We start from the raw sequence: 21,811 nt of genomic DNA, 5'->3' as shown, positions 1-21,811 counted from the left end.
CTCCTGTCGTGAAAGGTCTTTCGTCACAGTTGCGTGATGACACCGAGGGCGGTGAGGAGGTCTTCACGGATGTCCCGGAAACCGGGATCCGTGATGGAACGGGGCTTGTCGAGATCCACGTGGCAGTCGACGGCGAGGCGCCCTTCGTCCAGCACGACGATCCGGTCGGCGAGCACTATCGCCTCGTCGACGTCGTGAGTCACGAGCAGCACGGTGGGACGGTGCGCGCGGACGAGGTCGTCGAGCAGTCCGTGCATCCTGATGCGGGTCAGGGCGTCGAGCGCGCCGAACGGCTCGTCGGCGAGCAGCAACTGCGGCTCCCGCACCAGGGCCCGGGCCAGCGCGACACGCTGTTGCTCCCCGCCCGAGAGTTCGAGCGGCCAGGCGTCCTCGCGCCCGGCCAGGCCGACCTCGACCAGCATCTCGGATCCCCGGCTCCTGCCCTGCCTGTCGAGCCCGAGCGTGACGTTGTCGAGCACGCGCAGCCAGGGCAGCAGGCGGGAGTCCTGGAAGGCGACGGAGACCTTCTCCGGTACCGCGAGGGCGCCGCCCCGGATCTCCACGTCGTAGTCGAGGCCGGCGAGCGCATGCAGCAGGGTGGACTTCCCGGATCCGCTCCTGCCGAGCAGGGCGACGAACTGTCCGTCGGGGATCTCGAGGTCGAGCCCGTCGAGCACGTTCCGGTCGCCGAAGCCGCGGATCAGGCCGCGGATGCGTACGGCGCTCATCCGCCCAGCGTCTTCCGCCAGGCGAGCGCCCGACGCTCGACCAACCGGAGACCGGCGTCGGATGCCAGACCGAAGATGCCGTAGACGAGCAATCCGACGAGGATGACGTCCGGCTGACCGTAGTTCTGGGCGTTGAACATCATCTTGCCCAGGCCGCTCACGGCGTTGATGCTCTCGACCACGATCAGGGTGAGCCACGCACCGGTCACCGCCAGGCGCAGACCGAGGAAGAATCCGGGCAGCGCTCCTCGCAGCACCACCTTCCACACGAACTGTGCGCGAGTGAGAGCGAGGACCTCGGCGAGTTCGACGTAGCGCTGTTCGAGGGCCGTGAGAGCGTTGTGCGTCTGGATGTAGATGGTCACGACCGTCCCGAGTGCGATCACCGTGATCTTGAAGGTCTCGCCGATGCCGAGCCACAGGATCAGCAGCGGGATGAGACCCAGCGTCGGGATCGCACGCTTGAACTGCACAGGGCCGTCGATCAGTGCTTCACCGGTGCGCGTCAGGCCGGATGCGAGCGCGAGCGCGGTGCCGATGACACATCCGATCACGAAGCCCAGCACGGCACGGCTCAACGATGCCAGGATGTGTTGTTGCAGAGTTCCTTCCGCGACGAGTTCGACCGCGCTGGTCACCACCGTCCAGGGAGCGGAGAGCTTGCGGTCGTCGATCCATCCGGCACCCGACCCGATCGCCCACACGACGAGCAGCAGAACCACGCCGGTCATGCGCGAGAACGGGACGGCCTTGCGGAGACCGAGCCGCCGGAGCGGCCTGATCCCCTCCGTCGGTGGCTGATCGGTGGGGTCCGGTGGGCGGGCGCCGACCTCCACCGGCCGTGTCAGTGTGCTGGTCACGAATCCGACCCCTTCCGGTACTCCTGAGGAACCGACTCCGCGGCAATCGTTTCGAATCTGCGATCGAAGATCTGCTCGACGTCGAACTCGTCGAACCATCCGGCCTCATCGAGCAGTTCCGAGGTCTCCTGCGTCCATTCGATCGCGGAGTCCCAGTCGGTGGGATATGCCGGTTTCTGGCCGACGGTTTCGACGATCCGCCTGCCGTCCTCGTACGACACCCCCTCGCTCTCGACGTAGTACTTCCGAATCCACTCGTCCCGGTTCTCCCACGCCCAGACGTCACCCTGTGCCCACAACGGGATGAATTCCTTGATCGCCGCGACCTTCGCAGGATCCTCGAGCACGGACACCGGAGCCCACAGAACACTCAACGCGTCGACCTCGGGCGTGAACACCCCTCGCGCGCCCTCGGTTTCGTACTGGTTCAGGTACTTCGTGAGGGTAGGTTCCGCCAGCGGTGCGACGTCGACCTGTTTCGCCTGGAGCGCCGTGAGGAACTGCGTGCTCGGTAGTTCGACGAATTCCACCTCGTCGAGACCGATTCCGGCCGACTTCAGCGTCCGGAGCACGACGACACCCTGGGCCTGCCCCGGCGACAACGCGATCTTCCTGCCGCGCAGGTCGTCCAACGAATCGATGTCTGTACCGGGTGCCGTCGCGAGCGAGTACTGCGGCGAATCCTTCTCGCGTACGGCGACGATCCTGGCGTCGAGCCCGGTGGCACGTGCCTGGATGGGAGGAATCGCCGCATTGACCGCGAGGTCGACGGCGTCGCCGCGGAACGCCTGGATGACGTCGGGACCGGCCGAGACGTCGGGCCAGTCCGACACCGTGAACGGCAACTCGTCGATACGACCGGTCGCTTCGAGCTGGATACGGGTGGGCTTGACGGCAATGCTCAACGACGTCCCCGGTGGAATCTCCTCGGGGATTTCGGCGTCGGCGGACAATCCCCCGGTCGAACCGCCGGCGCACCCGGTGAGCACGACGCTCAGTGCGGCCGCGACGACGATCGGAGCGCGCGATCTTCGAGAGCGCACGAGTGAGGACACGATCATGAGAACTCCTTGCGAAGGTGAGGGGCGCGACATCGCGCGAATACGCCGACGTGCGCCACCGGAAGACGAGCGGGAACCCGAGCGCGGGCCCGACCGCGAGGACAGCAGCCCCGGAAACCGCAGTCCCGAAATCAGCGGTCACGGTACGGAGAACAGCGACAGTGCGGACAGCCACGGAACCGCGATCGGTGGACGACACGACACGCACGGTGTTCGCGACGCGAGGCACTGCGGCCTGCGATCACGGTCCGGCCCATCGCTCTCCCCCGTCCGCCCGGGCTGTGGACGTCCTCTGTCTGCACAGCATCGCCGGTGACGGTATCGGCCGCGCGGAACTTCCCGACAGGGATCAGCGCACGGTGAAATCAACTCCGGACACCGGAGTACGGAACATTTCAGCGCCGTGTTCGGATGGCGCACAGAATAATTCGAGCGACTGGCTTTTTCCGGGAAATGACGTATGGTGTGGTCTTGTCGAGTGGTTGTTCATCGAAGATGGAGTGACAATGGCCGACAAGGGCAAGAACTCGAAGAAGCCAGCGAAGTCCCTGAAGGAACGTCGTCAGGAGAAGCGGCAGAAGGCCGCCGAAGCCGGCGAGTTCATTCGTAAGCGGAAGCGGAGCTGAATCCGGTTGCAGGCCATGGATCTCGAAATCGCAGCACTCGAAGCGCTGTACGACAAGATAAGTGGATTGTCCGGTCGGGAAACGGGCACCGACGCACAGCGGCACGGATATCGCGCCGCCTTGGCGCGTGCACGGGTGTTCGTTCTCGACGAGCGTGCCGGCGCGATGAAACAGCCGGCCTGAGAAAAGAGAAAATCGGTACTGGAATGAAGCGGACGCTGCATGCCCTGGACAAGATCCAGGAACGACTCGAATCGGAACTGGATTCGAGACCTCCCACCTCTGAGAAAGACGCCGGCTACCGGTCCGGTATCTCCGAGGCGCTGGTGTGCGTGATGGAGGTGCGGCAGTCGCTCGCACGGTGAGTACGCCGTGAAACCGGTCGGCCGTGCGTTCCCGCCACGGGGGAACGCACGGCCGTACACCGTCGTGGTGGCGCGGTACGGCCCGAACCTGGAGAATGGGAAAGTTCTACTTTCCATCCACAGGAGGCACTCGTGGCCGACGGACCGCTCATCGTCCAGTCCGACAAGACCGTGCTCCTCGAGGTCGATCACGAACGGGCGAACGAGGCGCGGCAGGCGATCGCACCGTTCGCCGAGCTCGAACGCGCCCCCGAGCACATCCACACCTACCGGGTGACGCCGCTGGCATTGTGGAACGCCCGTGCCGCCGGTCACGACGCCGAGCAGGTCGTCGACGCGCTGGTCTCGCATTCCCGGTTCGCCGTCCCGCAGGCGCTGCTCGTCGACATCGTCGACACCATGAGCCGCTACGGGCGCCTCCAGCTGGTCAAGAACCCCGCCCACGGCCTGACCCTGGTCAGCCTCGACCGGGCGGTGCTCGCCGAGGTCCTGAGAAACAAGAAGATCGCCCCGATGCTCGGTGCGCGCATCGACGACGACACCGTGATCGTGCATCCGAGCGAGCGCGGACGCGTCAAGCAGATGCTGTTGAAGATCGGCTGGCCGGCCGAGGACCTCGCGGGGTACGTCGACGGCGAGGCCCATTCGATCTCGCTGGACTTCGAGACGAACCCCTGGCACCTGCGCGACTACCAGGAACTGGCCGCCGACTCGTTCTGGTCGGGCGGCTCGGGTGTCGTGGTGCTGCCGTGCGGTGCCGGTAAGACGATGGTCGGCGCGGCCGCGATGGCGAAGGCCGGCGCGACGACGCTCATCCTCGTGACGAACACGGTCGCCGGGCGCCAGTGGAAGCGCGAGCTGATCGCCCGCACCTCCCTCACCGAGGACGAGATCGGCGAGTACTCGGGCGAGAAGAAGGAGATCCGCCCGGTCACCATCGCCACCTACCAGGTGATCACCCGCAAGTCGAAGGGTGAATACCGCAATCTCGAGTTGTTCGACTCCCGCGACTGGGGGCTGATGATCTACGACGAGGTGCACCTACTGCCGGCGCCGGTCTTCCGTATGACCGCAGACCTGCAGTCCCGCCGCCGCCTCGGTCTCACCGCGACCCTCGTGCGCGAGGACGGACGCGAAGGCGACGTCTTCTCGCTCATCGGCCCGAAGCGGTTCGACGCGCCGTGGAAGGACATCGAAGCCCAGGGCTGGATCGCCCCCGCCGACTGCGTGGAGGTCCGCGTGACCCTCACCGACGCCGAGCGCATGGCGTACGCGGTCGCCGAGCCCGAGGAACGGTACAAGCTGTGCTCGACCGCGCGCACCAAGATCCCGGTCGTGAAGTCGATCCTCGAGCAGCACCAGGACGCCCCGACACTGATCATCGGTGCCTACATCGATCAGCTCGACGAGCTCGGTGAAGCGCTCGACGCCCCGGTCATCAAGGGTTCGACGAAGACGAAGGAACGCGAGGCGCTGTTCGACCGGTTCCGGTCGGGCGAGCTGAAGGTGCTCGTCGTGTCGAAGGTCGCGAACTTCTCCATCGACCTGCCGGAGGCCTCGGTCGCGATCCAGGTGTCGGGCACCTTCGGCTCGCGTCAGGAGGAGGCCCAGCGTCTCGGGCGGCTGCTGCGTCCGAAGCACGACGGCGGGCAGGCCCACTTCTACTCCGTGGTCTCGCGCGACACCCTCGACGCCGAATACGCCGCGCATCGCCAGCGGTTCCTCGCCGAGCAGGGTTACGCGTACCGGATCACCGACGCCGACGATTTGCTCGGACCTCAGATCGGCTGACGCGGAGCGTCCCTGCGCGACGCGTCACAGGGACTTCGTGTCACTGCGGCCGGTATTCCTGTTCGGGACGGCCGGTGGTGCCGTAGCGCAACTGCATCCGCAGGCGTTTCTTCGCGACGAGCGCCGCGAGATAGCGCTGTGCGGTCGCGCGCGACACCCCGATCGTCACGGCCACCTCCCCCGCCGACATCGGTTCCGGTGATTCCCGGAGCGCCTGCATCACGAGCTCTTCGGTCATCGAACGCGAGGGTGCCGGGCGGGCGGCCGGCAACACCGGCCGCAGTGCGGCCAGCGCCGTGTCGATCTCGGTCTGGGTGAGCTCCTCCCCCGCGACGACCCTGCGGTACTGCGCGTAGGCCGCCAGCCGCCGGGCCAGTTCGGTGCTTGCGAACGGCTTGACCAGATACACCAGCGCACCGGCGGTGAGTGCCGCGCGCACCGTCGTGCCCTCGCCGGCGGCACCGAGCACGAAACTGTCGCATTCGAGGCTCCGGATCAGGTCGATCCCGGAGCCGTCCGGTAGGTACACGTCCACGAGGGCGAGATCGACGGGACCGGCCCGAACGGCGTCCCGGGCCGCCGCGATGCTCCCGGCGACCGCGCAGACCTCGAATCCCGCCACACCCGAGACCACGGAGGCGTGGAGTTCGGCGACCCGGAAGTCGTCGTCGACGACGAGGACCTTCAGATCCGTTCCGCCCATCCCGTGTCCCTTTCGTCGAGCATCCCGGGCAGTGTCGCCAGGAAGACCGCACCCCCGGTCGGATTCTCCGGCGTGCGCTGCCCGCCACGGTCCGCCAGCACGACGTCGCCGCCGTGCAGCCGCGCGATGCGCCGTGCCAGCGCCAGCCCCATTCCCCGGCCACCGGGCACCGTCGGATCGCTGCGGGTCGTTGCGCCCTCGGCGAAGACGTCGGGCAGCGCGGGATCGACGCCGTCGCCGGTGTCCGCGACACTCACGTGCAGGTCGGCACCGTCCTCCATCAGTTCCACCTCGACCTCGGCCGGAGCGCGCCCGCTCGTGCGTGCCGCCTCGATCGCATTGTCGAGCAGGTTGCCGAGCACCGTCGTGACGTCGACGGGTGCCCGCACGGTGGCGTGCGCCCACGTGTTCTCGCCGAGCACGAGCGTGACTCCCTGCTCGCGCGCATGCGCGGCCTTCGCGACGAGGAAGGCGTGCAGGTACGGGTCGGTGATCGTGTCGATGCCCTCGAGCTGTTCACCGAGCGGACCCGAACCGAGGATCTGTTCGATGTACTCGAGCGCCTGCTCCGCATGCCCCCGGCGGAGCAGTCCGTCGAGCAGGTGGAGCCGGTTCGCGAACTCGTGCCGTTGGGCCCGCAGTGCCGTACTCATCGCCTTGACCGCGTCGAGTTCGCGCGTGAGCGTCTCGATGTCGGTCCGGTCCCGCACCGACATCACCGTGCCGAGATCCCGGCCGTCGCGCACCACACGCCGCGAAACGGCGACGACGACCCGGTCGCCGGTGGTCGCCGCAACCGGGATGCCCTCCGCGGAGCGCAGCACGTCGAGCAACCGCGGGGTCATTCCGAGGGTGTCGACACTGCGACCGATTCCGTCGTCGAGATCGAGCAGGCGACGCGCCTCGGCGTTGACGACGGTGACGATACCGCGGGCGTCGGTGCCGACGACCCCGTCGGAGATCCCGTGCAGCACGACCTCCTGTTCGCGGACCAGCTCGGTGAGCTGTTCGGGTTCGAGTCCCAGAGTGAGCCGCTTCCAGCGGTTGGCGAGCAGCAACGATCCGACAGCACCGCACACGAGTGCTGCGAGCGCGATCAGGACGGCATCGGCGAGGTCGCTGCGCAGGTCGGCGCGCACCCGGTCGGTGGCGATGCCGACGCTCACCTCCCCGACCACCCTGCCCGAGACGGGATCGGTCACCGGCACCTTGGCCCGGACCGAATCGCCGAGCGTGCCCGACTCGCTGGTCACGACCTCCCGTCCGGCGAGTGCCTCGGTGGGGTCGGTGCTCACCCTCCGGCCGAGCTGCTCCGGATCGGGATGCGCGAGCCGGAGTCCCTGGTCGTCGGTGATCACGACGAACAACGCTCCGGTGGCGGTGCGGACGTCCTCGGCGGCCTCCTGCACCGCACCGGATGCGAGTTCCGGGTTGTCCGGGGAAACCACCCCGTCGTCGCCGGCCGAATAGCGTGCGACCTCGTCCCGCACGGTCGGGTCCGCGGACACCGACCGTGCGATCGCGAGCGCCCGCTGACCGTGCTCGTCGGTGACTCGGTCCTCGGTGGTGGTGGCGAACACCGTGAATCCGATGCCGAGTGCCACCGCCACCACCGCGGACTGGAGCAGAAGTACCTGGGTGCGAAGTTTCACGGCGTCGCTCCCGTTCGTCCCATCCGTCCAGTGTGGCCCGGGGCCGATCTCATCCGAACGGAATCTGCCCGAGTACCACCCCGACGACGAGCATCACGACCGACACCACTCCGGCGCGCCACAGCACTTTGCGGTGATGGTCGGCCAGTGGCACCCCGGCGAGGGTCACCAGCAGCAGAATCGCCGGGACCAGCGGGCTCTGCATGTGGACGGGCTGTCCGGTGATCGATGCGCGCGCCATCTCGACCGGTTCGATGCCGTACTGCGCTGCCGTCTCCGCCAGCACCGGGAGCACCCCGAAGTAGAAGGCGTCGTTGGTCATGAAGAAGGTCATCGGGATGCTGAGCAGGCCGGTGATGACGGCGAGGAACGGGCCGAGTGCGTCGGGGACGACGCCGGTGAGCCACAACGCCATCGATTCGACCATGCCGGTGCCTTGGAACACGCCGGTCAGGACGGCGGCGGCGAACACCATCGCGACGACCGACACGATGCTCGACGAATGGCGTGCGATCGCGGCGGACTGATCGACGACGCGAGGGAAATTCACGGCCAGCGCGATACCGGCGGCGATCATGAACAGCACGGGGATCGGCAGGATGTCGAGGCCGAGGACGACGAGCAGCGCCACCGTGAGGATCGCGTTGAAGGGCAGCAGACGCGGACGCAGGGTCGGACGGTCGGGGTCGAGTCCGGCAGCCAACCGACCGACCTCCCCGTCGGTCGTATCGGTGCCCTTTCCGACCGTCGTACCCACTCCGGACGGACCAGCGCCGAGCGGCATCAGGTCGGGCTTCCACGTGAGCTTTCCGAGACGGCGACGTTCGACGAAGCCCAGGTGAGCAGCGAAGCCCAGCACGACCACGAGTCCGACGACGAGCGACGGGATCATCGGGACGAACACGTCGGACGGGGACAACCCGAGCGCGCTGGCTGCACGGACCGTCGGCCCGCCCCACGGGATGATGTTCATCGTGGCGTTCGCCAGGCCCGCGACGACGGTGAGGACGACCGGGCTGACCTTCAGTTTCAGGTAGAGCGGCAACAGTGCGGAGGTGGTGATGATGAACGTCGTGGACCCGTCCCCGTCGAGGGAGACGACCATCGCCAGCACAGCGGTTCCGATCACCAGTCGTGCCGGGTCGTCGCGCACGAGACGCAGGATGAGCCGCACGAGGGGGTCGAACAGGCCGACGTCGATCATGATGCCGAAGAAGATGATCGCGAAGAACAGCAGCGCCGCTGTGGGGGCGAGACTTTCGACGCCGTCGACGATCATGTCGCCGATGTCGGTGCCGGCTCCGGCGATCAGGCCGAACGCGACCGGGATCAGGATCAGGCCGACGACCGGGGTGGCCCGTTTCGACATGATCAGGTACATGAACGTGGCGACCATCAGGAAGCCGAGGACGACGAGCATGGCGGTGCCCACTTTCTGACGTGATCGGGGCCGGTCCGGGCACACGTCGACCACGGGTCGCGGGCGCGACCGGAGGTCTGGTGTGGGGGTCCGGCTCGAAGCCGTGAGGGTTGTGTGATCTCTGCTACAGCAGAGTGTGTGGCCACGTCCCTCACCGAGTCACCGTTGCGCACGAAAGCGCCGTTGTGCGCATTCTGCTCGAGCCCGTCGTGGTCGGGCTCGCCGCCGGAGGCCGACAGTGGTCGGCCCAAGGGCTCCAATAAGCTGGTGGCGTGCGCCGCTTCGACTTCCCTGTGGACCTGCCCCATGCCAAGGCCGTGAACCAGACCCTCGCGGATGTCCGTCGTCTGCGGTGGTCGGCGATATTCGTCGGCCTGGTGTGCGTCGCGGGTGCGGTGGGTCTGTTCCTGCTCGGCGAAGCCTGGGCGTACATCGTCGCCGCCGTGCTGGCGGTCGCGGCCGCGACGTCGGTGTGGGTGGCGCTGTGGGCGCCGCGCAAGGTGGGGACCATCGAACAGCTCTACCGCGACAGCCCTCTCGTCCCGGCCGTCGTCGCCGCCGAGCGTGCCCGCGGGCTGACGCTGCTCGCGCTCGTCGACATCGCCAAGCCCGAGACGTCCGGCCAGCACTTCGCCCTGGTCACCCGCAACGTGGAGGCGGTGCCGGGTCACCGGATCGCGATCGGTGAGCGCGTGCCGTGTGCCGCGGTCCTTTCCGACCGCACGACCCGCAACGACTCGGGGGTGTGGCAGATGGTCGGCCCCATGCCGATCGCCTGGGGTACCCGTGATCAGAAGGTCATCGCCGACGCGGTCGCGCAGATCCCCGAAGTGGAGTGGCGCGTGCTGAAGGACAAGCTGAAGATGGTGGACCAGGTCGACGCCACCGACGAGCGTCGCCTCGAACTGGCGAGCAAGGAACTGCCGCCCGAACTGCGGTGACGGGGGCGTGCCGCGGGACGTTGTGGGTCGCCGGATTGTCGGCCGACGACCCACACGGCCCGTGAACGGCTGGGCCCTCCGGCTCTCAGGGGCAGTGGGCATCACGCGAGGTGCGGGAGCACTTCCTTCTCGAGCAGTTCCAGCCCCGAGGTGTCGTAGGCGGCCTCGGGAACGTAGAAGATCGCGTACTCGAGCCCCTGCTTCTTCAGCGCGGTGAGGTTCTCGACGATCTGCTCGGGGGTGCCGACGGCGGGCATCCCCCGGAAAGCGTCGAGCGCCCCGTCGGCCTTCTCCGCTCCGACGATCGGTTCGAGACGGGCCCGCAGTGCCTCGAGCCGGTCCTGCACCTCGACTTCGGTGCGGCCGATCGCCACGTTGTAGTTGGCCGATCGCACGATGGCGTCGAAGTCGGTGCCGACCTCGGCGCAGTGCTCGCGCAGGATCTCCGACTTGCGCGCGAACCCTTCGGGTGTGCCGTCGAAGTTGGTGTACTGCGCGTACTTCGCGGCGATCTTCAAGGTCACCTTCTCGCCGCCGCCGGCGATCCACAGCGGAATACCGCCCTCCTGCAGCGGAAGCGGGCGGACGATGGCTCCATCGACGGTGTAATGCCTACCTGAGAACGTCGCGGAACCCGTGGTCCACGCCTGTCGGAAGATCTGCACGCCCTCGTCGAGTCGGCGCAGCCGCTCACCCGGCGACGGGAATCCGTAACCGTATGCGCGCCATTCGTGTTCGTACCATCCGCCACCGATCCCCATCTCGATGCGCCCGCCGGAGATGATGTCGGCGGTGGCCGCGACCTTCGCGAGATAGGCGGGGTTGCGATAGGCCATGGCGGTACACATCTGGCCGATGCGCACACGCTCGGTGACGGCGGCGAAAGCCGACACGAGGCTCCATGCCTCGTGGGTGGCCTCGTCGGTGGGCGCAGGGACGGTGTGGAAGTGGTCGTACACCCAGATCGATTCCCACGGTCCGCGATCGGCGCGGAGCGCGAGATCGCGCATCACCTGCCACTGGTCGGAGGGGTCGATGCCGACGAGGTCCAGTCGCCAACCTTGGGGGACGAACAATCCGAAACGCATACGTGTCCTAGGGTCGAAGTGATGTTGTGCAGTGCCGGTTCGGCCGGCGCCACCTGTTCCAGTGTGCGCCGCGGCCATGGCGAGTATCGCGGAACGAAGCGGAACATGCAGGCCGCTCCGAGCAGAGCCAGACCGCCCACGGTCAGGGCAGCGGCGGCCAGGGACAGGGTGGCGACGGCGCCGACGGCGAACGGACCGACGAACATGCCGGTGTCGTGGGTGAGCCGCCAGGCCGCCAGGAACTCTGCCCGGGTCGCAGGTGGTGCCGTGTCGGCACCGAGCGTCATGATCACCCCGTTGCCCAGACCGTTGCCGATGCCGAGCACCACCGCGACCGCCGCGAGAGACGCCAGGTCGTCGGCGACCGGCAGGATCAGGAAGGCCACCCCGATCACGAGCAGCGACGGCACCGCGACGGCCCGTCGCCCGTACCGGTCCATCAGTTGCCCGGCCGGATACGAACAGAGCAGGTCGACGGCACCGCCGATCCCGAAGACGATCGAGACGGTGGCCGCGTCGAGTCCGATATGACTCGCCCACAGCGGCAGCACCGCTTCGCGCGATGCCCTGGCCGCACCCATCAGCAGCGACGCGACGCCGAGTGTGCCGAGCAGTCGGCGGTGCCGTCGCAGGATCGTGCCGAGCGAGGTGTGCGTGCGCTCGCCGGTTCCGGCGTCCGTTCGTCGCCCGGTGTCCGGCGCCCGCGCCATGAGGACGCCCGACAGCACCACACCCACGGCCTGTACCGCGAGGCCGCCCCGAACTCCCACAAGGTGGATGACACCGGCGCCGAGGAACGGACCGAGGAAGAAACCGAGTCGCCACATCGTGGCGAAGGCCGCCATGGCCCGTGCTCGTCGCTCGATCGGCACGGCCTCGGCGAGATAGCTCTGTCGCGCCAGACCCCACACCGCGTTGGCGAACCCGGTGAGCACCGCGCCCGCGGCGAGAACCGCCGGTGTCCAGGCCGTGAGGGAGACCAGGACACCGACGGTTCCCAGGGCGGTACCTGCGAGGATCGCGCGACGCTCCCCCAACCGCGCGACGATGCTTCCCGCCGGCAGGTCGCCGATCACGGCGCCGAGCGCGACGAGTGCGACGACCACCCCCGCCACGGGCACCGACGCGCCGAGTTCGCGCGCGAGCAGTGCCACGACGGGGGCACCGGCACCCTGGCCGATCCCGAAGATCGCCGACGGCACGAAGACCGTGGTGATCAGCGATTTCGGGTCGAATCCCTCCGTCATGCGGCCACGACTCGGGGCTCGGACGGTTCGGCGGGGATCACTGGTCGGCGCGCCACCGCGACAGGCGGCGTTCGATCGCGACGAGGACGCCGTTGAAGACGAGCCCGACGAGCGAGATCGCGATGATGCCCGCGTACATGTCGGGGATCCGGAAGTTCAGCTGCGACGCGGTGATCAGGTAGCCGAGACCGGCCTTCGCGCCGACCATCTCGGCGGCGATGAGCACCAGGATCGACGATGCCGCCGCCATCCGGACACCGGTGAAGATCGTCGGCACGGCAGCGGGCAGCACGACCTTCTGGAACAGGCGGTGCGCCGGAAGACCGAGCGATCGCGCGGACTTCACCAGCAGCGGATCCACCGTGCGCACACCGGAGATGGTGTTGAGGAGGATCGGGAAGGTGCACGCATAGATCACCAGCGCGACCTTCGAGGTCTCCCCGATACCCAGGATCAGGATGAACACCGGGAGCAGCGCGAGGGCGGCCGTGTTGCGGAAGACCTCCAGGATCGGGTTCAGCAGATCCGCGACCGGCTTGTACCAACCGATCGCCACCCCGAGCGGCACCGCGATCGCGACGGCGACGAAGAACCCTACGAGCGCGCGGGACAGGCTCGCCGCCAGATGGTCGGCGAGCTGACCGTTGCCGATCAGGTCGAGGAACGCTCCGACCACGGTGGTGAACGGCGGCAGGAACACCTCGTCGACGAGCCCGACCCGGGGAGCGATCTCCCACAGCGCCAGGAAGGCGACGATCGCGACGGCCGGCTTGACGAAACGCCACACCAGGGCACCGGTACGCCGCCCGACGCTGCGCACCGGGGATCCGGCCGGCGTGACTGCGGGTGTGATGCGGTCGTCGAGCTCGGGCTTCGTCAGAACGGCACTAGTGCTGGACATGCTGGGCCTCTTCCGTTGCTGTGGCGAGTTCGAGGTCGTGCGCGCGGGCCACCTCCGAGTGCAGCAGCGACCAGATGTCGTGCCGCAGCGCCCGGAATGCTTCGCTCGAGCGGACGTCGTCGACGTTCCGGTCGATGTCGACGTCGACGACGGTCTTGATCCGACCCGGTCGGGACGTGAGGATCGCGACGCGCTGTCCCAGATAGACGGCTTCGTCGATGCCGTGGGTGATGAACAGGATCGTCTTGCCGGTCTCGCGCCGGATGCGGAGCAGTTCGTCCTGCAAGGATTCGCGGGTCTGGGCGTCGAGTGCCGCGAACGGCTCGTCCATGAGCAACACTTCGGGATCGAAGGCGAGGCTGCGTGCGATGGCGACGCGCTGCTTCATGCCTCCCGACAACTCGTGCGGGTAGCGGTCGCCGAATCCGTGCAGGCCTACGAGATCGAGGTAGTGCCCGGCGAGATCGCGACGCTCCCGCTTGGGCAGACCCTTCGCCTCCAGACCGAATTCGATGTTGCTACGGGCCGTGCGCCACGGGAGCAGTGCGTACTGCTGGAAGACGATTCCACGATCCAGGCCGGGGCCAGAGATGGGCCGGCCGTCGAGCAGGATCTGCCCCGAGGTCGGTGTGGTGAGACCACCGAGAAGGTCGAGCAGGGTGGACTTTCCGCAACCGCTCGGTCCGACCAGGACGAGGAACTCCCCGTCGGCGAGGTCGAGACTGATGTCGTCGAGCGCGGTGAAGGTGTCGTTCGTGCCGCGCACCGGGAACTTCTTGGTGACGTGGTCGATCCGGAGTTTGGGCTCGCTCAATTCGCCTCCTCGAGGGGTTCGCCGTTCGGGCCGCTGGTGGGCTCGTAGGTGCCGTTGGCGTAGGGGTTGAATTCGTTCGTGTAGACGTCGTCGAGTTCGATCTGCCCTTCGTCGAGCTCGCCGTTGCGCGTGAGCCAGTCGATCCACGTCCGGATCTCCTGGTCGGTGATCACCCCACCGGGGCCGGCGACGCCGGGGCTGCGCCAGTACGCGACGAAGCTCGTCGACTCGTTGCGTCCACGACCGTCGATGATCTCCTCGAACTTCGCAATCACCTCGTCGCGCGGGGTCACCTGGGTCCAGCGGATGGCACGGGCCGTGCCCTGCACCAGGTCGGCGACGACATCGCGGTTCCGCTCGATGAAGTCGTTGCGGAACACGAGTGTCCCGTAGGAGAACGACCCGAAGAGGGACTCGTCGGTGAACAGCGGCCGGATGCCGCCCCGTTCCACCGCGGTCTCGCGGAACACGCTGCCGAGCGTCCCGACGTCGATCTGTCCTTCGCGCAGAGCCTGCTCGGTGTTGACGGGCGGGACCACGATGAGCTCTACCTGCGCGATCTCCTCGGGGGTCAGGCCCTGCTGAGCGAGCCACTCCCGCACCAGGAATTCGTGGTGGGCACCGAGGGTGTTCATGCCGACCTTCTTGCCGATCAGATCGCGCGCGGTGCGGATCGGGCTGTCCTCGAGGACGAAGTAGCCGTTGAAGGTCTGCTCGTCGGACCCGTAGTAGGCGAGCACGGAGGTCAGCGGTGAGTTGCCGGCCTGCGCCTTGATCACGGCACCGTTGAACGCGCCGCCGAAGTCGACCTGGTTCGTCGCGGTGTTCTGGAGCGACTGGGGGCCGTTGCCGTTGTCGCCGATCCATTCGAGCCCGACGTTCTCGAAGTATCCGAGCGCTTCGGCGAGTTCGGGGAATCCGACCTGGCCGGCCGAACCCTCGTAGCGGAGGACGGTTCTTCCGTCCGCGGTGGTGGTCGCCCCGGAACCCGAGCACGCGGTCGCGACGGAGGCGAGGGTGAGAAACGCTGCGGCGGCAGCGACGACGCGCAGACTACTTCTGCGCAGAGGGGATGCGGGCATCAGGATTCGAGTCCTCGTATCGGCCCGAGGGTACGGGCGCGGTGATGGGTACCCGGCCCTTCCGGGTACAGGAACTACGCACCGGTGGTGCGACGATGGTATGACTGTCGCTCAGCGACAACACAACCGACACTCGGACACGGTTCGTCCCCCTTCGATGTTCTGCGACGGTGACAGCATCCCCGCCCGGCAGAGGTGGTCACAACGATTGTGCGCAGAGTGATCCGAAGTGGGTGAATCCTCGTCCACACACGACGAAGGCCGGCACATCGACTGTGCCGGCCTTCGCCGTGGTGGACACGATCCGCGCGGGCGCTTCACCGCCTCGGATCGTGTCCGTCTTCCGCCCCCTACCGATCGGCCGGGAGCGGTGGGTGGGTTTCGTACACCGTCTCCCTGTTGCGGCCGAGGTCAGCGACGGAAGAGCGACCGTATGCTCCGACGCTCGGCGCGGGTCGGGACGGTGTCCTGACCGCAGGTGCAGCGATCGGCGGCGGGGACGGAACGCAGGACGGCGTCGACATGCTGTCCGCATCCACCCCATCCGGTCTTTCCGCAGTTCGGACAGGCGACGGGGTAACACATGAGAGTCCTCCTCGATGAGAATTCGCTACGGACCCGGCGACGGGGTCAGGAGCGCGAGGCTGCACGTCGTTCGGCAGCCCGGTTGTGGATCTCGGTCATGTCGAGGGCCTCGATCCGGGTGATCAGGTCCTCGAGAGCCGGCGCCGGCAACGCCCCGGGCTGCGAGTAGACGAGCACACCCTCCCGGAAGGCCATGATCGTCGGAATCGAGCGGATGTTCGCCGTGGCAGCGAGTTGCTGTTCGGCTTCGGTGTCGACCTTGGCATGCACGATCTCGGGGTGCGCCTGCGACGACTTCTCGAAGACCGGCCCGAAGGCACGGCACGGGCCGCACCACGATGCCCAGAAGTCGACGAGCACGATGTCGTTGCCGAGAACGGTGGATTCGAAGTCCGCCATCGTGAGGTTCTTCGTCGTCATGAGTTCTGCTTCCTTCTCGGGGTCGGCACGATCAGGCGGGGACGTGGGATTCGGCCCATGCGTTGTAGCCTCCGAGCAGATCCGTGACGTTCTCGAAGCCCTGGGCCCGCAACAGTGAGGCCGCGACGCTCGAACGCCATCCCCCTGCACAGTGCACGACGATCGGCTTGCCGGACGGGACCTGGCCCAAGCGGGTACGCAACTGGGCCAGCGGGATCGGCATCGCACCCGGAATGGTTCCGAACTCGCGCTCACCGGGATTGCGGATGTCGACGAGGGTGACCGCGTCGGCGGCGAGCAACCGGTCGAGTTCGTCGACCGATGTCCTGGATGCGGTCTCGACCAGATCGGCCAGTTCCGCCGGGAACACCCCGTCCCGATCGACGTTCAGATAGCCTGCAGCGCCGTCCGATCCGATTCGGGCCAGACGCACCGCGGCGTCCTGCTCCTCGCCGGGATAGGTGATCAGTACGATCTTCTCGCCCACCTCGGCGACCATGCCGCCGGTCTCGGCGAAACGCCCGTCGAATCCGACGTTGATCGAACCGCGCAGATGCCCGGCGGCGAAGTCGTCGACGCTGCGCGCATCGAGGACACGCGTGCCGGCGGCGAGTTCCGCCTTCATCCGCTCGGGGCTCAGCTCGGGAATCGTGTGATCCTGCGCCAGAAGCGGGTGCATCCGCTTGTTCATCGCGGCGTCGACCGAGAAGTACGACGGTGCGGCCGGCTGACCTTCGGTGACCAGGGCGACGAAGTCGTCCTCGCTCATCGGCTGCACGGACGGGTTGGTGGCGCGCTGTTCGCCGATGGTCGAGGTGAGTTCGGTCGACAGGTTCTTCCCGCAGGACGAACCGGCACCGTGAGCAGGCATGACGACGACTTCGTCGGGCAATGTCAGCAGCTTCTCGTGCACGGTGCGGTACATCGCGCGAGCCAGATCGGCACTCGAGCCGTCGCCGAGGTTGACCAGATCGGGACGTCCGACGTCGCCGATGAACAGCGAGTCCCCGGTGAGCACTGCGGCCGGGACGGCGCCGGAATGCTCGCGCACCAGCACCGAGATCGACTCCCAGGTGTGGCCCGGGGTGGACAGGATCTCGAGTTCGACCTCCCCCAGCGACAACTTCTCGCCGTCACGCAGACGGCGGATCGGGTAGTCGGTCTCCGCCGCTTCACCGAATCCGATCCACGCACCCGTGGCGTCGACCAGCTCGAGATGACCGGAGACGAAGTCCGCGTGGAAGTGGGTGTTGATCACACCCTCGATGGTCAGGCCGTACTTCTCTGCGTCGGAAAGATATTCGGTGATGTCGCGGCGGGGATCGACCACGACCGCCCTGCCCGTGTTCTCGTCACCGATGAGGTAGGACGCATGGGAGAGGCACTCGATGTAGTACTGCTCGAGAATCATGGATTCCTCCGTTGCTGGATCCGGATGGCGTTCCGGTGATATGGACATCGTGGCATATACCCCCTAGGGTATGTCAAGTACCCCCTGGGGTATCAGTTCGCCCCCGGAGCCCGGCCCTGCCGGGACGATCACATTTCTTGCATATACCCCCAGGGGTATGCATACGATGGTCCTGCAATACCCCCGGGGGCACCTCCTCGAACCCCTACCGATCCTCACGCTCGAAAGGCCACTCATGACCGAGTCCCCTACCGCCACCGTCGATCCGAATTCGCTGCACGAGTCGATCGATTCGGGCGGGCCCGTACGGATCGTCGACGTCCGGACTCCCGGCGAATTCGAGTCCGTGCACATTCCCGGCGCCTACAACGTCCCCCTCGGCCTGCTGCGTGAGCATCGCGACGAGTTCTGCGCCCATCTCGACGAGAACGTCGTACTGGTGTGCCGCTCCGGGCAGCGTGCCGGCCAGGCCGAACAGGCCCTGCGTGAAGCAGGGTTGCCGAACCTCCACATCCTCGAGGGCGGCATGCTCGGCTGGGAATCGGCCGGCCTGCCCGTCAACCGCGGCGCAGATCGCTGGGATCTCGAACGCCAGGTCCGGCTCGTCGCCGGCTCGCTCGTCCTGGGCTCGGTTCTCGGAAGCATCGCCGTGCCGAAACTCAAGTGGCTCGCTGCCGGCATCGGCGGCGGGTTGACCTTCGCCGCACTGTCGGACACCTGCGCGATGGGCATGCTGCTGTCCAAGCTGCCCTACAACCGCGGGGCCCAGTGGGATCTCCAGAACGTCGTCACCCAGTTGACCGGAGGTCCGTCCTGCCCGGCCGAAAGGAAACTGGCATGGTCGCGCTGACCGTAGCCCTGGCGGTCCTGGTCGGCGTCACCCTCGGACTGCTCGGTGGCGGGGGCTCGATTCTCACCGTCCCCCTACTCGCTTACGTCGCAGGGATGGACGCAAAGGAGGCGATCGCCACCTCGCTGCTGGTCGTGGGTGTCACCAGCGCGGTCGGCGCGATCTCCCACGCTCGCGCCGGCCGCGTGCAGTGGCGTACCGGCATCCTGTTCGGCCTGGCCGGCATGGTCGGCGCCTACGGCGGTGGTCTGCTCTCGCGCTTCATTCCGGGCACCGTACTGCTGCTCGGCTTCGCCGTGATGATGATCGCCACAGCGATCGCCATGCTCCGCGGCCGCAAGAACAAGGCCGCGGCCGGTGAGGGCGACGCTGCGATGCCCGTCGGCAAGATCCTGCTCGACGGTGTCGTGGTCGGCCTGGTCACCGGTCTCGTCGGTGCCGGCGGCGGCTTCCTCGTCGTGCCGGCCCTGGCATTGCTCGGCGGCCTGCCCATGCCGATCGCGGTCGGCACGTCGCTGATCGTGATCGCCATGAAGTCCTTCGCCGGACTCGGAGGCTATCTGTCCACCGTGCAGATCGACTGGCGTCTCGCGGCGATGGTCACCGGTGCCGCCGTCGTGGGCAGCCTCATCGGCGGCCGCCTGACCTCGCTGGTCGATCCGGACACCCTGCGCAAGAGCTTCGGCTGGTTCGTGCTGATCATGTCCTCCGTCATCCTCGCGCAGGAGATCCACCCCGGCGTCGGCATTGCCACGGCGGCACTCACTATGGTCGCCGCCGGCGCCACCTATGTCTGCAACCGCAGCGAGCACTGCCCACTGCAACGCCTCGGAGGACGCTCTCGCACAGCCGCGGCGGCGGGCTGAACGCACGACGCGGAAGCGCTCACCCGTTCTCGACAGACCCGAACCGAGGAGTTCACCATGCAGGAAGTCGACACTGTCGCTCTGATCACGGCGTGGGAGTCCGGAGCTCCGGTGCTCGATGTCCGCGAGGACTACGAGTACCTCCGGGGCCACGTCCCCGGCGCTCGGTCGATCCCCCTCCCCGAACTGTCCGCCCGCGTAGGGGAGGTACCGCCGGGAGGGACCGTCTATGTGATCTGCGCGTCCGGAAACCGGAGCAAGCGTGGAGCCGAGATCCTCGAATCCGCGGGACGGTCCGCAGTGTCCGTCGCCGGCGGGACGAGGGCGTGGGTCTCCGCGGGTCGGGAAGTGCGGCGCGGACCCACCCCCTGAGCGCCGCGCCGAACTTCTTCACCAGCGGCCTGCATGCCGCCTTCGATGACGGCATGCAGGCCGTAGAGTGGAACTTCGCCGGGCCGGGCCCGGACGATGGTGAAACGAAAGCGGTGACACGGACGTGATGGGCCTCGGCGAGCTGGAATCGGCGATCATGGACGTGCTGTGGCAGAGCGACGAACCCCTTCGTGTACGCGATGTGCTGGCACGCCTCGAGCCCGACCGGTCGCCGGCCTACACGACCGTGATGACGGTCCTGGACAACCTGCACACCAAGGGCATGGTCACCCGCAGCCGAATCGGCCGTGGTTACAGCTACCGCGCAACCCGTAGCCGCGAGGAAACCGCGGCAGAACTGCTGCGGCACGTGCTCCGGACGTCCGGCGACGCCGAACAGGTCATGCTGCACTTCGCCAGTTCTGCGACGGAGGACGAATCCCGGATCCTGCGCCGCGCCGCCCGGCGGACCACGGCCCGCAACCGCAGGAATCTGCCCTCGTGATCGTTGCAGCAGCACTGTTCGTGGCAGCGCTCGTCCTCGGTTTCGCAGCGCCGCGATGGCTTTCGCATCTGGCCTCCCCGGGCCGCGATCCGCGCGGTGCGCTCACCGCGTGGGTGTCGACCGAGGTCCTGTTCGTCGCGGCACTGGCCGGCGGTCCCCTGGCGGTAGCCACGCGACCCGGCTTGCAGATCGATCATCTGCCGGTACCGGCGTCGTGTGTGCGTACGGCGCGGGACGAAGGATTACTGCCGTGGCTGCCCTATCTGGAGACAGCGCTGTGGGTGGTCGCGGGCGCGGTTCTCGTGCGGATCGCCGTGGTGGTGTCCCGTTCGTACCGCAGGCACCGCCGCGAAACCGTTGCCCACCTCAACCTGGTCCGCATCCTCGGAAGGATCCGGAGACACGCCGGGGGTGAAGTCATCTGGTTGCAGGACACCGCCTGCGCGGCATACAGCATCGGCGGCCGTAACGGCACTGTCGTGGCCGGCGAGGGACTGAAAGCGCTGGACCCACCGACGCGTCGGGCGGTACTCGATCACGAGTACGCACACATCCGCGGTCGCCACCATGTGCTGGTGGCGATCAGCGGGGCCCTGAGGACGGCGTTGCCGTTCGTGCCGCTGTGCCGCCAGGGAGCGCCGTGGATACGTGTGCTCGTCGAGCTGGCAGCAGATCGCCGGGCCGCGCAGTCCTGCGGACACGATGCGGTCCGCGATGCTCTGCTCCGGTGCGCAACGACGCTCGATCCGGCGGCACGAGAAGAAGCATCCGACGGGTATCTCGACGCGAGGCTCCGGTGGTTGAGTCCGGTTCGCCGGTCCGGCCGTTCGCACGGCGTACTCGCTCGTCCTTTCGCCACTCGTCCTTTCGCAGTGGCCTTGTCCGCTCTTCCCGCATTCCTCACGGGAGTCTCCGTCGTCGGAATCGTGACCGCGTCCTGCCTCACCGTGTGATCGGCGATTCACAGGAGTCGTCGCAGGGACGTCGCCGCCACCGGTAGAGAACGGCGCCGGCGAGCAGGGCCAGCGAAAGGACGGCGAGGATCGGCTGTAGCGGGGCCCACCATCCGAGTGCTCCGGACGCGCCGATCGTGACGAGCACCACTTTGTTGCAGACCGGGCAGCCCACGGCGAACACGGTCAGCATCACTCCGGCCGCGGGTGTCGCCGTCCGCGGACTGCCGGAGTGGGAGTTCTGTAGACCGAACCACAGCGCGGTCAGCACCACGGTCGCGCCGAGCACCGGGTATTCCCACCAGCGCACCGGGATCTGCCGGCCGAACCACGGATTCGCGAGGATGTCCGTCGGTACGCCGACGACCAGAAGAGTGATCACCCCCGCGGCCACCGCTCGGAGCAGGGCTCTGATCCGATACGAATTCTTCTGAGCGATTGCGGGATTGCGAGTCTCGAGAGCTGCGGGAGGGGTGGTCACATCGGGATCCTTGTCGACGGAGAGCGGCACAACTACTAACCAGCTTAGTAGCTCGATCTACTATCCTGCTTAGTAGTTCGGGGCGGTCG

Annotated in this window: 25 protein-coding genes; 10 read left to right on the top strand and 15 right to left on the bottom strand. The window is 67.5% G+C overall.

Features of this window, described 5'->3' with window-relative positions:
- Positions 1-23 precede the first annotated feature (23 nt).
- The 3 genes from AC6CID_RS05855 to AC6CID_RS05845 are packed head-to-tail and all read right to left on the bottom strand — an operon-like array spanning position 24 to position 2,649.
- A complete protein-coding gene (locus tag AC6CID_RS05855) occupies positions 24-749 on the bottom strand; it encodes an ABC transporter ATP-binding protein (RefSeq protein WP_498353696.1) in 726 nt (241 codons plus the stop codon).
- Complete coding sequence (locus AC6CID_RS05850) at positions 725-1,588, bottom strand: ABC transporter permease (protein ID WP_498353685.1); 864 nt, start codon at positions 1,586-1,588, stop codon at positions 725-727. The genes AC6CID_RS05855 and AC6CID_RS05850 overlap by 25 nt, the downstream gene beginning before the upstream one ends.
- Positions 1,585-2,649 (bottom strand): ABC transporter substrate-binding protein, encoded by a 1,065-nt coding sequence (locus AC6CID_RS05845; protein ID WP_094980924.1) that lies wholly within the window; start codon positions 2,647-2,649, stop codon positions 1,585-1,587. The genes AC6CID_RS05850 and AC6CID_RS05845 overlap by 4 nt, the downstream gene beginning before the upstream one ends.
- A 188-nt stretch (positions 2,650-2,837) precedes the next feature.
- Between AC6CID_RS05845 and AC6CID_RS05840 the strand changes: the two genes are divergently transcribed.
- The 4 genes from AC6CID_RS05840 (at position 2,838) to AC6CID_RS05825 (ending at position 5,431) form a co-directional block, all read left to right on the top strand.
- On the top strand, positions 2,838-3,275 hold the full coding sequence (locus AC6CID_RS05840; protein ID WP_144376970.1) for a hypothetical protein: 438 nt from the start codon (positions 2,838-2,840) through the stop codon (positions 3,273-3,275).
- 15 nt (positions 3,276-3,290) lie between these two features.
- On the top strand, positions 3,291-3,458 hold the full coding sequence (locus AC6CID_RS05835; protein ID WP_019289942.1) for a hypothetical protein: 168 nt from the start codon (positions 3,291-3,293) through the stop codon (positions 3,456-3,458).
- Between the two features lie 23 nt (positions 3,459-3,481).
- Complete coding sequence (locus AC6CID_RS05830; RefSeq protein WP_019289943.1) at positions 3,482-3,640, top strand: hypothetical protein; 159 nt, start codon at positions 3,482-3,484, stop codon at positions 3,638-3,640.
- Positions 3,641-3,772: 132 nt separating this feature from the next.
- On the top strand, positions 3,773-5,431 hold the full coding sequence (locus AC6CID_RS05825) for a DNA repair helicase XPB (protein ID WP_019289944.1): 1,659 nt from the start codon (positions 3,773-3,775) through the stop codon (positions 5,429-5,431).
- Positions 5,432-5,471: 40 nt separating this feature from the next.
- On the opposite strand, the gene AC6CID_RS05820 is transcribed toward AC6CID_RS05825, so the two are convergent.
- Genes AC6CID_RS05820 through AC6CID_RS05810 form a run of 3 tightly spaced genes read right to left on the bottom strand, consistent with a single transcriptional unit; the run spans position 5,472 to position 9,206 of the window.
- Entirely contained in the window at positions 5,472-6,134 is a 663-nt protein-coding gene (locus tag AC6CID_RS05820) for a response regulator (RefSeq protein ID WP_006551688.1), read from the bottom strand.
- A complete protein-coding gene (locus AC6CID_RS05815; RefSeq protein ID WP_498353684.1) occupies positions 6,116-7,786 on the bottom strand; it encodes an ATP-binding protein in 1,671 nt (556 codons plus the stop codon). Before AC6CID_RS05815 ends, AC6CID_RS05820 begins: the two co-directional genes overlap by 19 nt.
- Positions 7,787-7,835: 49 nt before the next feature.
- Complete coding sequence (locus AC6CID_RS05810; RefSeq protein WP_024103076.1) at positions 7,836-9,206, bottom strand: CitMHS family transporter; 1,371 nt, start codon at positions 9,204-9,206, stop codon at positions 7,836-7,838.
- Between the two features lie 272 nt (positions 9,207-9,478).
- Between AC6CID_RS05810 and AC6CID_RS05805 the strand changes: the two genes are divergently transcribed.
- Positions 9,479-10,147: a DUF3239 domain-containing protein gene (locus AC6CID_RS05805; protein WP_498353683.1), complete on the top strand. Its 669-nt coding sequence runs from the start codon at positions 9,479-9,481 to the stop codon at positions 10,145-10,147.
- A 101-nt stretch (positions 10,148-10,248) separates the two neighbouring features.
- Here AC6CID_RS05805 and AC6CID_RS05800 read toward each other — a convergent pair whose 3' ends face one another.
- The 8 genes from AC6CID_RS05800 to AC6CID_RS05765 form a co-directional block, all read right to left on the bottom strand.
- Positions 10,249-11,235 carry an LLM class F420-dependent oxidoreductase gene (locus AC6CID_RS05800; protein WP_498353682.1) on the bottom strand — a complete coding sequence of 329 codons (987 nt, stop codon included), beginning with the start codon at positions 11,233-11,235 and terminating at the stop codon, positions 10,249-10,251.
- Positions 11,157-12,482: an MFS transporter gene (locus tag AC6CID_RS05795; RefSeq protein ID WP_498353681.1), complete on the bottom strand. Its 1,326-nt coding sequence runs from the start codon at positions 12,480-12,482 to the stop codon at positions 11,157-11,159. The genes AC6CID_RS05800 and AC6CID_RS05795 overlap by 79 nt, the downstream gene beginning before the upstream one ends.
- 37 nt (positions 12,483-12,519) lie before the next feature.
- Positions 12,520-13,383, bottom strand: a complete 864-nt coding sequence (locus AC6CID_RS05790) for an ABC transporter permease (RefSeq protein ID WP_024103072.1) — start codon at positions 13,381-13,383, stop codon at positions 12,520-12,522.
- On the bottom strand, positions 13,370-14,197 hold the full coding sequence (locus tag AC6CID_RS05785) for an ABC transporter ATP-binding protein (RefSeq protein WP_024103071.1): 828 nt from the start codon (positions 14,195-14,197) through the stop codon (positions 13,370-13,372). Before AC6CID_RS05785 ends, AC6CID_RS05790 begins: the two co-directional genes overlap by 14 nt.
- Positions 14,194-15,279, bottom strand: coding sequence for an ABC transporter substrate-binding protein (locus tag AC6CID_RS05780; RefSeq protein ID WP_498353680.1), 1,086 nt, complete (start codon positions 15,277-15,279; stop codon positions 14,194-14,196). Before AC6CID_RS05780 ends, AC6CID_RS05785 begins: the two co-directional genes overlap by 4 nt.
- Before the next feature lie 411 nt (positions 15,280-15,690).
- Positions 15,691-15,864 carry a DUF8730 family Cys-rich protein gene (locus tag AC6CID_RS05775; protein ID WP_496559996.1) on the bottom strand — a complete coding sequence of 58 codons (174 nt, stop codon included), beginning with the start codon at positions 15,862-15,864 and terminating at the stop codon, positions 15,691-15,693.
- 45 nt (positions 15,865-15,909) lie between these two features.
- A complete protein-coding gene (gene trxA, locus AC6CID_RS05770; RefSeq protein WP_006551696.1) occupies positions 15,910-16,284 on the bottom strand; it encodes a thioredoxin in 375 nt (124 codons plus the stop codon).
- 31 nt (positions 16,285-16,315) lie between these two features.
- The gene (locus tag AC6CID_RS05765; RefSeq protein ID WP_220666681.1) at positions 16,316-17,695 is read right to left on the bottom strand and encodes an MBL fold metallo-hydrolase; all 1,380 of its coding nucleotides are present in this window, start codon (positions 17,693-17,695) and stop codon (positions 16,316-16,318) included.
- A 235-nt stretch (positions 17,696-17,930) separates the two neighbouring features.
- On the opposite strand from AC6CID_RS05765, the gene AC6CID_RS05760 reads away from it, so the two are divergent.
- From AC6CID_RS05760 to AC6CID_RS05740, 5 genes are all read left to right on the top strand, one after another.
- Positions 17,931-18,545: a rhodanese-like domain-containing protein gene (locus AC6CID_RS05760; protein WP_217580150.1), complete on the top strand. Its 615-nt coding sequence runs from the start codon at positions 17,931-17,933 to the stop codon at positions 18,543-18,545.
- On the top strand, positions 18,533-19,411 hold the full coding sequence (locus AC6CID_RS05755; RefSeq protein WP_006551699.1) for a sulfite exporter TauE/SafE family protein: 879 nt from the start codon (positions 18,533-18,535) through the stop codon (positions 19,409-19,411). The genes AC6CID_RS05760 and AC6CID_RS05755 overlap by 13 nt, the downstream gene beginning before the upstream one ends.
- A 57-nt stretch (positions 19,412-19,468) precedes the next feature.
- On the top strand, positions 19,469-19,783 hold the full coding sequence (locus AC6CID_RS05750; protein WP_006551700.1) for a rhodanese-like domain-containing protein: 315 nt from the start codon (positions 19,469-19,471) through the stop codon (positions 19,781-19,783).
- Positions 19,784-19,910: 127 nt separating this feature from the next.
- A complete protein-coding gene (locus AC6CID_RS05745; protein WP_006551702.1) occupies positions 19,911-20,288 on the top strand; it encodes a BlaI/MecI/CopY family transcriptional regulator in 378 nt (125 codons plus the stop codon).
- Positions 20,285-21,241: a M56 family metallopeptidase gene (locus AC6CID_RS05740; RefSeq protein WP_455900642.1), complete on the top strand. Its 957-nt coding sequence runs from the start codon at positions 20,285-20,287 to the stop codon at positions 21,239-21,241. Before AC6CID_RS05745 ends, AC6CID_RS05740 begins: the two co-directional genes overlap by 4 nt.
- Here the strand turns inward: AC6CID_RS05740 and AC6CID_RS05735 are convergent.
- Positions 21,231-21,722, bottom strand: coding sequence for a hypothetical protein (locus AC6CID_RS05735; RefSeq protein WP_254707582.1), 492 nt, complete (start codon positions 21,720-21,722; stop codon positions 21,231-21,233). The genes AC6CID_RS05740 and AC6CID_RS05735 overlap by 11 nt on opposite strands.
- Positions 21,723-21,811 lie beyond the last annotated feature (89 nt).

This window comes from Rhodococcus sp. GQ147, assembly GCF_059759155.1.
Note: the sequence above shows the minus strand (reverse complement) of the source record. Positions and strands in the feature narration are given on the sequence as shown.

Coding starts and splice junctions, on each gene's coding strand:
- AC6CID_RS05775 (WP_496559996.1), bottom strand. CDS start 15,864: ATGTGTTACCCCGTCGCCTGTCCGAACTGCGGAAAGACCGGATGGGGT.
- AC6CID_RS05780 (WP_498353680.1), bottom strand. CDS start 15,279: ATGCCCGCATCCCCTCTGCGCAGAAGTAGTCTGCGCGTCGTCGCTGCC.
- AC6CID_RS05765 (WP_220666681.1), bottom strand. CDS start 17,695: ATGATTCTCGAGCAGTACTACATCGAGTGCCTCTCCCATGCGTCCTAC.
- AC6CID_RS05790 (WP_024103072.1), bottom strand. CDS start 13,383: ATGTCCAGCACTAGTGCCGTTCTGACGAAGCCCGAGCTCGACGACCGC.
- AC6CID_RS05750 (WP_006551700.1), top strand. CDS start 19,469: ATGCAGGAAGTCGACACTGTCGCTCTGATCACGGCGTGGGAGTCCGGA.
- AC6CID_RS05830 (WP_019289943.1), top strand. CDS start 3,482: ATGAAGCGGACGCTGCATGCCCTGGACAAGATCCAGGAACGACTCGAA.
- AC6CID_RS05745 (WP_006551702.1), top strand. CDS start 19,911: ATGGGCCTCGGCGAGCTGGAATCGGCGATCATGGACGTGCTGTGGCAG.
- AC6CID_RS05820 (WP_006551688.1), bottom strand. CDS start 6,134: ATGGGCGGAACGGATCTGAAGGTCCTCGTCGTCGACGACGACTTCCGG.
- AC6CID_RS05795 (WP_498353681.1), bottom strand. CDS start 12,482: ATGACGGAGGGATTCGACCCGAAATCGCTGATCACCACGGTCTTCGTG.
- AC6CID_RS05800 (WP_498353682.1), bottom strand. CDS start 11,235: ATGCGTTTCGGATTGTTCGTCCCCCAAGGTTGGCGACTGGACCTCGTC.
- AC6CID_RS05845 (WP_094980924.1), bottom strand. CDS start 2,649: ATGATCGTGTCCTCACTCGTGCGCTCTCGAAGATCGCGCGCTCCGATC.
- trxA (WP_006551696.1), bottom strand. CDS start 16,284: ATGACGACGAAGAACCTCACGATGGCGGACTTCGAATCCACCGTTCTC.
- AC6CID_RS05835 (WP_019289942.1), top strand. CDS start 3,291: ATGGATCTCGAAATCGCAGCACTCGAAGCGCTGTACGACAAGATAAGT.
- AC6CID_RS05755 (WP_006551699.1), top strand. CDS start 18,533: ATGGTCGCGCTGACCGTAGCCCTGGCGGTCCTGGTCGGCGTCACCCTC.
- AC6CID_RS05810 (WP_024103076.1), bottom strand. CDS start 9,206: ATGCTCGTCGTCCTCGGCTTCCTGATGGTCGCCACGTTCATGTACCTG.
- AC6CID_RS05760 (WP_217580150.1), top strand. CDS start 17,931: ATGACCGAGTCCCCTACCGCCACCGTCGATCCGAATTCGCTGCACGAG.